This window comes from Pontibacterium sp. (assembly GCF_964228735.1).
In the GTDB taxonomy this organism is placed as follows: domain Bacteria; phylum Pseudomonadota; class Gammaproteobacteria; order Pseudomonadales; family Balneatricaceae; genus Pontibacterium.
Genome location: NZ_CAXRBQ010000030.1, coordinates 1 through 12,535, shown reverse-complemented (window position 1 = coordinate 12,535; position 12,535 = coordinate 1). Strand labels below are relative to the sequence as shown.

The 12,535-nt window shown below is 55.0% G+C and carries 13 protein-coding genes; 5 read left to right on the top strand and 8 right to left on the bottom strand.

Going from position 1 to position 12,535, the window contains the following annotated elements; genetic code table 11:
• Nucleotides 1-260: 260 nt before the first annotated feature.
• From ACEQ15_RS02930 to ACEQ15_RS02910, 5 genes are all read right to left on the bottom strand, one after another.
• The gene (locus ACEQ15_RS02930) at nucleotides 261-1,691 is read right to left on the bottom strand and encodes an APC family permease (RefSeq protein WP_370277537.1); all 1,431 of its coding nucleotides are present in this window, start codon (nucleotides 1,689-1,691) and stop codon (nucleotides 261-263) included.
• Between the two features lie 108 nt (nucleotides 1,692-1,799).
• Entirely contained in the window at nucleotides 1,800-2,957 is a 1,158-nt protein-coding gene (gene argE / locus ACEQ15_RS02925) for an acetylornithine deacetylase (protein ID WP_370277536.1), read from the bottom strand.
• Nucleotides 2,958-3,254: 297 nt separating this feature from the next.
• Nucleotides 3,255-3,926, bottom strand: coding sequence for a DUF1028 domain-containing protein (locus ACEQ15_RS02920; RefSeq protein ID WP_370277535.1), 672 nt, complete (start codon nucleotides 3,924-3,926; stop codon nucleotides 3,255-3,257).
• A gap of 3 nt (nucleotides 3,927-3,929) precedes the next feature.
• Nucleotides 3,930-4,349 carry a RidA family protein gene (locus ACEQ15_RS02915; protein ID WP_370277534.1) on the bottom strand — a complete coding sequence of 140 codons (420 nt, stop codon included), beginning with the start codon at nucleotides 4,347-4,349 and terminating at the stop codon, nucleotides 3,930-3,932.
• Between the two features lie 96 nt (nucleotides 4,350-4,445).
• A complete protein-coding gene (locus ACEQ15_RS02910) occupies nucleotides 4,446-5,714 on the bottom strand; it encodes a flavin-containing monooxygenase (RefSeq protein ID WP_370277533.1) in 1,269 nt (422 codons plus the stop codon).
• Between the two features lie 415 nt (nucleotides 5,715-6,129).
• Between ACEQ15_RS02910 and ACEQ15_RS02905 the strand changes: the two genes are divergently transcribed.
• A complete protein-coding gene (locus ACEQ15_RS02905; RefSeq protein WP_370277549.1) occupies nucleotides 6,130-6,675 on the top strand; it encodes a protein disulfide oxidoreductase in 546 nt (181 codons plus the stop codon).
• A gap of 33 nt (nucleotides 6,676-6,708) precedes the next feature.
• Here the strand turns inward: ACEQ15_RS02905 and ACEQ15_RS02900 are convergent, their stop codons facing one another.
• Nucleotides 6,709-6,978, bottom strand: coding sequence for a SemiSWEET transporter (locus ACEQ15_RS02900; protein ID WP_370277532.1), 270 nt, complete (start codon nucleotides 6,976-6,978; stop codon nucleotides 6,709-6,711).
• 330 nt (nucleotides 6,979-7,308) lie between these two features.
• Nucleotides 7,309-7,545, bottom strand: coding sequence for a (Na+)-NQR maturation NqrM (nqrM, locus tag ACEQ15_RS02895; protein ID WP_370277531.1), 237 nt, complete (start codon nucleotides 7,543-7,545; stop codon nucleotides 7,309-7,311).
• Nucleotides 7,546-8,002: 457 nt separating this feature from the next.
• Between nqrM and ACEQ15_RS02890 the strand changes: the two genes are divergently transcribed.
• Both ACEQ15_RS02890 and ACEQ15_RS02885 read left to right on the top strand, forming a co-directional pair.
• The gene (locus ACEQ15_RS02890) at nucleotides 8,003-9,733 is read left to right on the top strand and encodes a hypothetical protein (protein WP_370277530.1); all 1,731 of its coding nucleotides are present in this window, start codon (nucleotides 8,003-8,005) and stop codon (nucleotides 9,731-9,733) included.
• 74 nt (nucleotides 9,734-9,807) lie between these two features.
• Entirely contained in the window at nucleotides 9,808-10,401 is a 594-nt protein-coding gene (locus ACEQ15_RS02885) for a hypothetical protein (RefSeq protein WP_370277529.1), read from the top strand.
• 99 nt (nucleotides 10,402-10,500) lie between these two features.
• On the opposite strand, the gene ACEQ15_RS02880 is transcribed toward ACEQ15_RS02885, so the two are convergent.
• Nucleotides 10,501-10,977 carry a Spy/CpxP family protein refolding chaperone gene (locus tag ACEQ15_RS02880; RefSeq protein ID WP_370277528.1) on the bottom strand — a complete coding sequence of 159 codons (477 nt, stop codon included), beginning with the start codon at nucleotides 10,975-10,977 and terminating at the stop codon, nucleotides 10,501-10,503.
• A gap of 475 nt (nucleotides 10,978-11,452) precedes the next feature.
• On the opposite strand from ACEQ15_RS02880, the gene ACEQ15_RS02875 reads away from it, so the two are divergent.
• Together ACEQ15_RS02875 and ACEQ15_RS02870 are read left to right on the top strand one after the other, a co-directional pair.
• Entirely contained in the window at nucleotides 11,453-12,160 is a 708-nt protein-coding gene (locus ACEQ15_RS02875; RefSeq protein WP_370277526.1) for a response regulator, read from the top strand.
• A partial coding sequence (locus ACEQ15_RS02870; RefSeq protein ID WP_370277525.1) for a hypothetical protein occupies nucleotides 12,160-12,535 on the top strand: 376 nt, incomplete at its 3' end. The genes ACEQ15_RS02875 and ACEQ15_RS02870, both read left to right, overlap by 1 nt.

The following is a 12,535-nucleotide window of genomic DNA, read 5'->3' as shown; positions in this document are numbered from 1 at the left end:
AGGATTTTGCTTAGCATTGATAAAATATTAATTTTTGTTTCTCTGTATCAGAAAAAGCTATCCAGTGCCCGTGGCATTAAAAAATCCTTAGCAGCTGTCCCTAAGTATAGAAACGGGCTCACTGCTGTGGCTGCCAATACCTGCAACTGTGCAGTACGGTAATAAGAAAGAGAAAGGGCCGGCAGCGTGCGCTACCAGCCCGGAGACCGGCCCGCGTGCCAGGGGAGCGGCACACGAACAGGTAAGGGAACGGACAGACGTTATTCCGCGTCCAGGGCCTTTTCGATTGGCTCTGGGGTGAAGAGGTTTTTCTTCATCACGAATTTCACCCAGATAACACCAATCACGGACACGATACCCAGTACCACACCGGCGGCACCGAAGATCTGGTTGCTCAGCTCTGGCGCAGGTGATGCGTAGATCACCGCGTAGATCATGCCTGCAATACCCAGGATCTGTGGCAGCGGGTAAAAAGGTGTCTTGTACGGACGTTTAATGTCCGGGTAACGCTTACGCAGGGCGATCACGTTCACGTGAGTGATGATGTACGCCAGCAGCCACGCAATCGCTGCGGAGATCAGCAGCAGGCCGATCGCATCCGGGTTGTCACCCATGATCACCATTGGCAGACCGGTGATAGCCGCGGTAAACAGCACGGCAACCCATGGGGTTTTGGTGGTTTTGGTCAGCTGTTTCAGCTGCGGGAACGCCTGACCGTTCTGCGCCATGCCGTAGAGCATACGCGGGATAGCCGCCAGGGAGGTGTTTACGGTGGAGCAGGTCGCAGTTACGGCTGCGATCGCCAGGAAGGTCAGACCCACATCACCAAACACTGCTTTGGCAAAGTCGTAGTGTGGCAGGGCAGAGCCGGCCAGGTCATCCGCCGGGATGTACAGCAGTGCACCCAGGCAGTAGATCGCGATAGTCACGAAGATCACGGTCACACCGATGATCATGGAGCGTGGAATGTTGCGTTCCGGGTTCTTGGACTCTTCCACCAGTGGGCAGACAAATTCTGCACCCACGTAACCCCAGATGGCCAGCGCGACCAAGGTGATCACCTCAGCACCCAATGGGTTCCAGGTGGAGGTCAGGTCGATACCTTCCGGATGTGGATTGGCCACTCCACCCACAGCACTCAGGCCGAGGATCAGCAGAACAACAACCATGATGAATGCCAGTGCCGACTGCAGCTTGGCGAAGACGTCGATACCCATCAGGTTAAGACCGGTAAAGAGTGCCAGCAGACCAAAGCCCACACTGTATTTCGGGAAGGCACCCGGATAGATTTTGTCGATGATGAAGTCGACCAGCAGCAGCTCTGCGGACAGTGCAAACATAGCAACGACTACATAACCTGAGAATACTGCCAGGATGGCCGGGAAGTGACCGATGGCGACCTCGGTGTAGCTACTCAGACTACCCGCACGCGGGATCATCAGGGAGAGCTCGGAAAAGGAGTACACATAGGTCAGGGCCAGCAGATAACCGATGGCGAGTGGGATGATAAAGCCCAAGCCAGCGATGCCGGCACCCTGCAGCATTAGAACCATTACGCCCTGGGATACCACCAGGCCAACAGCCACCGCCAGCAGAGAACCCAGACCCAGCACACGGCTGAAGCCTGTTTTCTGGCTGGTCTGGCTGCCGGCCATATCGGCGCTGGGGGCGAGAGTTGTGTTGTCAGACATTTTCTTCTCCTGAATTCAATTTTTATATTTTTTGCTATCAGGTTGGTTTAAGTATGAGTCACGGGTGATAACTCGGGGGGATTTCTATTAGTTCTCCTCCTCTGGCGATCAGGCGCTGAGTTCGTCGATCAGGCGCCCGATAAAGGATTCGCACAGTGCTAATTGTTGTTCGTGGATAAACTCGTCCGGCTTGTGACCCTGGTCCATGCTGCCGGGGCCGCACACAACGGTCGGAATACCAAGTACTTTGCTGAACAGACCACCCTCGGTACCGAAGTTAACGGTGGTGGTTGTTTCGGCCTCTGCCAGTTTTTGCACAAAGGCCACGACCTCAGCGTCGTCAGCGGTTCTGAGGCCGGGGTATTCGGTGGTGATCTCCACGCTGATATCGCAGTCAGTGCTGGTGATATGCATCTCGCGGATCAGCTTGTCGATGTACACCTGAAACTGCGCCAGCAGATCGCGTGGATCTTCGGCGGCGATATTGCGGATCTCGAACAGGAATTCGCAGTGGTTCGGCACGATGTTGAGCGCGGTTCCGCCATTAACCGTGCCGGTGTGCACGGTGCTGTAAGGGATCTCGTAACCCTCTTCGAACGGGCCGTATTGACGTTTTTCCTGGGCCAGATTCTCCAGCCAGGCGATCAGGCGGGCGGCGTAGTTCACTGCGTTCACACCCTGGGGTGCGAGACCGGAGTGACACTCCTTACCTTTCACCGTTACGCGTGCCGCCAGCTTGCCTTTGTGGGCGGTTACCACGTTCATTGAAGTCGGTTCACCGATAATGCAGATCGCCGGTTTCAGCGGGTGGCCCTTGAGGGTGTCGATCAGGCGACGCACGCCCACACAACCGATCTCTTCGTCGTAGGAAAAGGCCAGATGGATTGGGGTATGCAGTGGCTGCTTCACCATCTCGGGCACTGCGGCCAGCACAGCCGCGATAAAACCTTTCATATCGGTGGTGCCACGGCCGTAGAGGCGGTCGTCTTCGCGGGTCAGCAGGTAGGGTTCTTTGGTCCAGTTCTGGCCGGTCACCGGTACGGTGTCGGTATGGCCGGACAGCATCACACCAGACTTGTTCTGAGGACCGATGGTGGCGTAGAGGTTGGCCTTGCTGTCCTGCTCGTCATACACCAGGGTGCTGTTTACGCCGTGCACCTCCAAGTATTGCTGAACATACGCCATCAGCTCCAGGTTGGAGTTGCAGCTGGTGGTATCAAAACTGATCAGCTTTTCGAGGATTTCAATTGTCAGCGACTGGGCCATATCTACTCCTGCGTATTATTCGTTTGATCCTTGTAGCAAGGCGCCCTCCGTGGCCGTGCTTGTTGATCCTGTACAGATGTCTGAGATGAGAGCCTGACCGGTTGAGCCGTGAACAACTTCGATCAGTTGGGGGGTACAGAAATTGATCAAAATCAATTGTTCATCTGTTCCCTGAGGATAGGCGGAGCGGGAGTATCATTAAAATATTATTAATTTTTGAAGAAGATAAGAAAAAGCTATCCAGTGCGGTTAGGCATAAAAAAGCCCGCATTGGGAAGCGGGCTTTTTGGGTGTTAGTTATTCGTCGCCCGGTACACCAAAAGACTCGGCGTTAGACGGATCTTTCGCACGGGTGATATAGGCCTGCATCTGTGGTTCGTAGTTTTGCCACACCATACGCAGTTCGTGAATTGGTTCGATATGCCAATCCACGCGCAGGTCCACCACCGGCCACTGCGGTTGAGCGGCGACCAATAAACCAGCAGAGTGTACCGGCCCCAGCTCACCACCGGCGGCAAGACCCGCTTCCAGTGCACTGAGCAGGCGTTCCGCCAGGTGGCCGCTGCTGTTCTCGAAACTGTCGATCATTGCCTGGGGTACGCCGGTGTTTTCCAGCAGGTTGCCCATGGCGATGCAGTTCTGGCCTTGGGCAGTGGAGAAGATCCCCAACGCCTGTTCACCACTGAAGGTGGTGCCTTCACCGGTTGAATTCAGCACGCCCAACTGACGCCATTGTACATCGCTGTCGGCTTCGGCGAGGGCAGCCAACACCTGCTGTGGGGATTGGCCCTCCTGCAGCAGATCCAGTGCCAGTGGGCCCAGGTCCGGGTTGGTGATGTTTTGGGTCAGCGCGACGCCGGTGCCACTGCGCACGAAGGCACAACGGCTGGCGACACAGATGCTGGAGGAGGTGATGGCACAACCGACCATGCCGGTATCCGGGCAGATGCCCGCAACGGAGAAGGTCATGGCTTAGGCCTCTTCGTCTGGAATCACGGCGATCACGTCGATCTCCATCAGCCATTCCGGCTGGGCCAGCGCCTGTACAACCAGGCCAGTGGAGATCGGGAACACACCTTTCATCCACTTGCCGGTTTCACTGTATACCGCTTCACGGAAACGGGGATCGGTGATGTAGGTGGTGGTTTTAACGATGTGACTCATGTCGGAACCGGCTTCTTCCAGCAACTGCTTAACGTTTTTCATCGCCTGTTCGGTCTGTGCGCGTGGATCGCCCAGGCCAACCAGGTTGCCGTCAAAATCGGTACCCACCTGGCCACGAACATAAACGGTGTTACCGGCGCGTACCGCCTGGCAGAGATCGTTATCCAGAGTCTGGTTTGGATAGGTCTCTTTGGTGTTAAACATGCGGATGCGAGTATGCGTAGGCATTAACTTACTCCCAAAATGCTGACGTATGCGTCTTTCTGAAAAAGGAGATAGGCCCGCAGGCCTATCTTGATGCTGATTTATTGCTGCGTCTCGGATTTACAGCTGAGACGGGTCGCGGTACTCCAGGTACTTACGCTGGGTCGCGATGTGGTCAGCAATGTGTTTTGCGTCGTGCCATACACCCCAGATGAAGGTGGAGCCGCGACGGGACAGCCAAGGCAGGCCAACGAAGTACACGCCCGGTTCGGTGGATACACCACGCTGGTGGGCGGGTTTGCCGTCTGCGCCGAAGGCGTCCACGTTCAGCCAGCTGTAATCCACCTTGAAGCCGGTTGCCCACACGATGGAGGTGATACCGGCTTCAGCCAGGTCCAACTCCAGGATCGGGTTCGTCATGCATTCCGGGTCCGCCAGCATGTTACGGGCTTCCGGCTCTTCCGGCAGGTCCAGACCGTTGCGTTCGATGTAGGCATCTGCTGCATCCAGCAGGTCCAGGTAGTTCTTGTCACCGCGCGCCACGTTCTCAACCAGGTCGGACTTGAAGGACACTTTGCCGTCGGCGAAGGCTTCGGTCAGACCGACCAGGGTGATGCCCTGATGCGCCAGAGCGCGGAAATCAACGGTGCCGTTACCTCCGTGTGCGCCGGTTACGGCGATGGTCACGTGTTCGGTGCCCGGTTTCATCGCGGCAGCATCCCATTCACCCAGTACACCCAACCACCACACGAAGTCGCGGTTACGGTAGGAGCGTGGTGGACGGTCGTGTGCACCGACGGACAGGTATACGTTCTTGCCCGCACGCTGCAGTTCATCGGCGATCTGTACACCGGAGGAACCGGCACCGACTACCAGTACACCACCTTCCGGCAGCTGCTCCGGGTTACGGTATTCTGCAGAGTGGATCTGGGTGATGCGCTCGTCCTGCGGTGCGATTGGCGGGATGACCGGCTTCTGGAATGGACCGGTTGCCGCAACCACGCGGTTGGCTTCGATCACGCCTTCAGAGGTTTCGATGGTGAAACCCGGGCGGTCGGTGTTGCGCTCTACTTTCTTCACGGCCACGCCGGTACGGATTGGCATGTTGAATTTTTCGGCATACGCAACGAAGTAGTCCGCAACTTTCTCTTTAGGCACAAACTCGTCAGCGCCGAATTCTTCGAACTCCAGACCTGGGAAGCGGTCGTGCCAGGCTGGACCGTTGGCAACCAGTGAGTCCCAACGTTCTGAACGCCAGCGTTCAGCGATACGGTTGCGCTCCAGAACCAGGTGAGGCACACCCAGTTTGCTCAGGTGTTCACTCATGGCCACACCCGCCTGACCGGCGCCAACAATAAGCGTATCAATTTCGATTTTTTCAACTGTCATGTCTGAGTCCTACTTTTTTGTTATTCAGTCGTTCAACGGGGTGATGGTTCAGAGGTGTCAGGCGCGTTGCTGGGCGTCCTGTAAGTGATGCACTAAACCCATCTGCGAAGGATCAACTAACCAGGACTCCAGAGGCTCAGGCCTTCTAGTGGGAGTCACGACAGCGGTCATAACAGTCTCCTCCGATGCCCATTCAGGTTATGAGGAAATGCTGTATCGTTAAAATATTATTAAACTTACAAATGGATCAGAAAAAATTATGTAGGGCTGCAGGCTTCATGAAACGTGCGCTTCAGGATGATGAATGGAAAAGTAGCACGCTGTTTCGGTGGGATTTTCCGATTATTTGGTTGGAATAAAACCGTCCTGATACGGTCTACTGACAGCTGCCCTGTGGCAGGACAAATCAAATGTGATGGTATTGATAGACAAGATGATAAGCGCACTGAAACGACGTCTGCTCTCCCCTGCGTGGTGGTTTTCCCAGCTGAAAACCGTGCTGATCATGGTTGTGATCGTGTCGGCGGTGGCGTTTTATCAACAGCGCAATATGGTTTCGGGTGTTGCTCCGGCGCTGGTGTTGAACACGCTGGAGGGTAAGACCTACAACCTGCAGGATGAACTCGCGAAAGGGCCGCTACTGGTGTACTTCTGGGGCAGTTGGTGTGGTATCTGCAGCCTCACATCCCCTGCGGTGCACGATATTGCAGCGGACAGCAACGTTCTGACGATTGCGTTGGCCTCGGGAAGTGACGCCGAGGTGCAGCAGTATATGGACCAACATGGCTATCAATTTACCACCCTGAACGATGATAACGGGCTGATCAGCCAGCAGTGGGGTGTGACCATTACGCCGAGCCTGTTCTATCTGAACACCGAGGGTGAGATTACGCAGGTAAGTGCCGGGCTGAGCAGCGAGTGGGGAATGCGCTTTAAGCTTTGGCTGGCGCGGTTTATATAACATTTCCGTTATTCACAACCGCCATCTTGAACGTTACTTCTTATTTTGCATGCGCTTACGTAGCGTCAGCCCCAACACCATCAATGCCAGCACCAGTGTCACCATATTAGCAAGCAACATCGGCAGGTCATCCATGATGATGCCGTAGGTTAACCACAAGGCGACACCCAGAGTGAAGATGGTGTACATCTGCAACGAGATACCGTCCACGTTGCCGGTACGCAGGATCTGGATGACCTGGGGTACAAAGGCGCAGGTGGTGCAGAAGGCGGCCATCAGCCCGATCAGGGTGGTGCTATCCATCAATTACATCTCATCTGGGGATTGCCCGGTCGCGGTTAAGATCGCCGACCTGGCTTGGGTAAATATTTGAAAAACGGCGCCAGCCAGACTGGCCAGGCTCAGAAAAGTTGGCGAGTTTATGTTTGCTTTGCCGACGTTACAAGCATTTGGCAGCAACTAAAGCTTTTTTAATGTGAAACTTTTGTGATCTTTGCATCACATAAAGTTTGATAGTGCAAAAGGGGCTTTGAGTGGAGGCAGGATCTTTGGCATGCGTTGCATTTCTGAATGCCGTGGACGTAAAAAATAAAGGGGCTAAAAAGCCCCTTTATTGTGTGAGATGTCGCGGTCTTACTTGGTCAGCTCGTAAGACAGTTCGTCAGTTTTGGCTGTAGCGGCTTTTTCGTTCTCGTTTTCACACTTGTTCGGATCGTCACCGCATACCGGGCAGATGTAGTTTTCTTCGCCCATTGCCTTACCAACACCACCGCAGGAACCTTTGATTGGCTTACGGCCCATCAGTACACCCACGGATGCACCTACGATCACAACCAGCAATACAACAAAGGCAAGAAATACGGTTTCCATTAGCCACCTCCCGTAAGTGGGCAAATCTGCTGAAAGGTACCTTGGGTACTAGAGGCGTTCAGCAGAGAACAATTCGATTATACGCATAGCCGCACCAGGCGGTAATTTGAGCAATTGTACCACTTCTTCGCCTGTGCTGGTCAGTTTGTGCGCGCTAAGTCTACTGACATCACTCTCATATTTAAAGTGTATGTTATATGCACTTTAATGCCTCCGTGAAATAACGGCTGTGGCTGGCTTTATGAAATTTAATCTGTGAACGGCAATGCTGGGTACGGATATTGCTGGAAAACCAGGGCTAAAGGATTTCGGGTGTTTCTGCCGCTGTATTGCCCATCGGTTTGCCGATTGGGCCGATTTATGGCGTAAGCAGAGGAAAGCGCTTGCCGCTTCAACGGTGAATTTTGGCGCAGAACTAACCTGGAAAAGATAACTACGGAATGGGCAGGGACAGCATATGAATATCTCACTATCTACATTGCTGCCGGGCATTACGCCGGGGCAGATTCAGTCACACCTGGCAACTAACCGGGAATTTCAGGAACTGAAGGCGGAGGGGCTGATAGGTGAGAACAGCACCGGCATGAATATGATGTCGGTCGACACAATGGGGCAGTTTCGTGTCACCCAATGGAGTGAAGAGATCAACAGCCTCTGGTGGGGGTTATCCGGTGAAGGCGAACTAGGCCAACAGGCAGCGGGCTATCTGGAACAGATGACCGCAGAGCGCCGCCAGATCGCCTCCAGCTATATGGACGATTTCTTCAGTCTTTCCAACACCCTGGCTGAAAAGCTGCAGGATGATTACCCGGCGTCCACCGATATGGATGAGTTGCTGGACAATGTGTTGGCCGGTCGCAAGCCCAGCGAAAACGCCGACGGCTCGCTAGTACCGAAAGCGGACAAGGTCGAGGCGTTCTGGCAGGAAAACCTTGACCAGATTGAAACGATGCAACAGGCCTACGAAGAGCTGAAAGCGTTCCCCGACAACCTCTCTGACTGGCTCGATGATAAACAGATCGAGCGTCCATTGGCGCTGGACCAACTGGTGGAGAAACACCGCTACAGCGGGCTGAACGGCAAATACGAGGGGGCCCAGGGACTGCTTGAAACTGCATCGTTTGATCTCAATGCTGCGGGTGATGGTGAGCAACTGGAAAAGTTGGCGCCGCGCGGCCTGATGATGGACATGATGGATATGGCGCTGTTGGACCGGTACGACCTGGAGGCGACCCAATCGATGCTGCGTCACAGTATCGACCTGGGCCTGCGTTTGGGCAATGCGGGCACGTTGAAACATGCGGTTGCCAGTGAACTGATGCACGGCGAACGCCGCGCTGCGCTGGTCGACTATCAGAGCAGCTTCCAGTCGATGAGTACGGCATTTTATGACCAGTTGGGGGAGTTGGAACCCCGCTTCAGCCTGCAGGACCTGCTCGACAACATCGCCGACGGCAAGGATGTGGCCATATTGGACGATGGCAGCGAACACCCGCAGGCTGAACAGATCCGTACCTTTGTGGATAACGTTGATAGCCAGCTGACCATGTTGGTTGAGAAACAGCAGCGCATGGACGAATTGCCACGTACCCGTATGGAGTGGGAGGCGATTCCGGAAAACAACCGCCTTGCCCTGCAGGTGGTGTATCAACAGTATGGCCTCGAGCCCTGGGAGACCGGTCGCAACAGCCGCTCGTCCCGACCGGAGCAGTGGATGGGGCCGGATTTCTTGGAAGGCGCTGGACACGCCACCCGGGAACAACTGATGGACGAAGCCCATCAACGGATGCTGCGCTTGCAGGATCTGGTATTGGAAACCCGTGGTTTTAACGGTGATTTGTCGTTTGACCTGGACCAGCTGATCGACAATTTTCGCAGTGGCCAGCCACTAGGTTTGACGGAAGAGGGGCAACTGCACCCTAACAGTCTGGCAATCGAGGAGATGTTCCGCGCCAACGAAGAGGAGTTTGTTGCCTACATCGATACCCTGTGGATGTTGGGTAAACAGGACAACCTCAGCATGGTGGATTACCGCAGCTGGATGACCGAGGACAACCGTGCGGCTTTTGCCGAGGAATTGCTGGATCTGATCATGCAGAGTCGCCAGGCGCTCAACTTCGATGAGCTGACCAACCCGGAAGACAGTCTGCTGGCAAGTAACCCCGATAGCTCAGATCAGACCGGGTAAAGCTTCAAGTCGTTTCAGTTCCTATTCAGCTCCCGCTTCCTAATCTATGCCCATCAAGGTGGGAGAGAAATGGAATGAAACATCTGAATAAGCTGCTGTTAATGGTGGGGGCGCTGTGGCTGACCGGCTGCAGCCTGCATCCGCTGGGTATCGATGATGAAGAGTGGGCCGTGATGACCCGCGAAGAGCAGTTGCGTGCCTACGAGAAGCAGGCCGAACTGGATAAAGTTCGGGCCGAAGCCCAAGCGCGGGAGCGGGCGGCAAAGGCTGAGGCGGAAGCGCGCAAATACGAGGCGATGGCCTATCTGCGCCAGAATGCCCAGTACGGCGATATTGTGCAGTGTGTGCTGGACCCGGTGGATATGCAATTCAGCTCCAAATGGAAACCGGCCAAACCCCAAGCCTTTGATCTGGTACGGGGTGAGCAATTGACGCTACGCATGCAGGACTGGAAAGAGCGCTATAGCAGCGAGGCGAGTGTATCGTTTGCCGAATCGGGCTTGGAAGTGGAGCTGTGCCGCAACAGCAGTTACCGCTATGGGGGTGACTGTACCCGTGTGTTAGGTACAAGCCGTGATTTCCGAAGGGGGATCAGCAAAAGCTTCGAGATCGATCGCTATATGAAGGGGACGTTGCGCTGCGATCTGAAACCGATCAGACGTCACTGATATCCGGTGCTGATATGAGATTTACCCCAACCTTTACCCTGGGGGCAAAGGTTGGGAGTTGGATTTGCATTGGCTAGACCGGATCGGTCAAAGCGTTAGTTACCGGCAGTGCTTGCCACCTTTACCTTCACCGTGGCGGTGACCGCGTTCCTGCCATTTGTCTTTCAGTGCGGCCAGTTCGGTGCGCTGTTCGTCGGTCAGGATCTCGTTGAATGCCTGACGCTGTTCGGAGCGCATCAGCACCATTTTCTCGGTTGCGGTGGCGATATCAGCAGCCAGCTGTTCGGACTTCTGCTTGTAGTCGGCAGCGGTTGGATCCAGCTTGTGCAGTTCGGTGCGCAGATCTTTCATGGCACGTTTGTTTTCGCGCATCTCTTTAAAGCTGCCCGCCATAATGTCTTCAGCCTGGCTTTGTTGCTCGGCAGTCAGGTCCAGTTTCTCGGCCATACGGTCCAGCATACGACCACCCATCATGCCGTCAGGGCCGTGACCAAATTTGCCACTTGCTACCGCGGTACCCAGGCCACCCAGAGTCAGTGCTGCTGCAGTCAAACCAATCATCAGTTGTTTACGCATTGTTCCATCTCCTAAGTCGTTTCGTGTTGTTGGATCTATTGTTGACCTTGTCATCGCTAAGTTGGGTTGCGGTCGTGTAAAGATTGGTAAATCGCGGATGGCGGGCAAAAAAAACCGGCTGTGGACGTTAGCCGTCAGCCGGTGAGAACAGAATGGAGGGGCCCGAAGCACTGAGGGGTTGTTTATCGCATGCCGGGGCATGATATAAACGTTTGGACCTGTCTCCACCCGAGGGGTTTTGGGGAAGGTGTTAACAAGTCAATTGAGGGGAGACTTCTTAATACCTTCCTGCACCACCGCATAAGACCTGTGGGCGGTGGCAAAGGTTCCAGACGTAGGGTTCGTGGACCAGGGTCTATTGTCTATTAGCCCTGAGTTAACTTTAGTGTCGGTTGTGTAAAGTTTGGTAAATGGGGCTGGGCGTGGCCGGACGGCGCATTATTATTGAAGGACTGATAAAAGAGGTAGAGCCCAAATGAGCGAACAGATCCGATTACTGATGGTTGATGATGACACCGAGCTGTGCGAGCTGATCGGCGACTATCTGGAGCACGAAGGATTTGAGATGGAGTTCGCTCATAACGCGGATGAAGCGCAGCATAAGTTGCAGCGCGCCGAGCGTTATCAACTGATGATCCTGGATGTGATGATGCCGGGTCGCAGCGGTATGGACCTGCTGCAGGAGATCCGCCCACGTCTGCAACTGCCGGTGATCATGCTGACCGGGCGCGGTGAGGATATCGACCGCATCCTGGGGCTGGAGATGGGCGCCGATGACTACCTCAGCAAACCCTGCAATCCCCGTGAGCTGGTAGCCCGCATCAAAGCGGTGCTGCGCCGTGCTGGTCCTAAAGAACACCAGACCCTGTTCCCTGATCAGACCATCGTCGAGGCCGGTATCGAGCTGGACCCGGGTGTGCGTGAAGTCACCGTCGGTGGGCAGGCACTGGAACTGACCGGTACCGAGTTCAATGTACTTGCCTACCTGATGAACAACGCGGGCAGTGTGATCAGCAAAGAACAACTCACCGAACTGGTCCTGCACCGCAAACTCACCGCGTATGACCGCGCCATCGACGTCCACGTCAGCCGTGTGCGCCAGAAACTGGGCAAACTGCTGCCAGAGTGTGAAGTGATCAAAACCGTACGTGGCGTGGGTTACCAGTTTATCCGGGGTGCCTGATGCGATGGTATAAGCGCCTGTTTGTTAAGATATTTCTGGCAATCTGGCTTGCCAGCAGCATTGTTTTGCTCGCGACCATCGCCATTGTGGGCGGGGTGTCGGAGCGCAGCAATTTTCGCAACCTGGTGGTTGCAACCGCACAGGGGCACGCGGAGCGGGTAATCGACCGGTATGAAGGGGACGGCGATTGCGATACGCCGCTCCGGCGTCCCCCACCTATTCGGCCCTGGCGTTTCGAACGTCACGGTGACTGGGATCGAGACGACCACGATCGCCGACCACATCGCAAAGAGCTCTTTGACCGCTGGAAGAAGCGTAACCTGATTCGCATTACCTATCTGGACAATGACAATCTGGTGATCGGACCAAAGGATG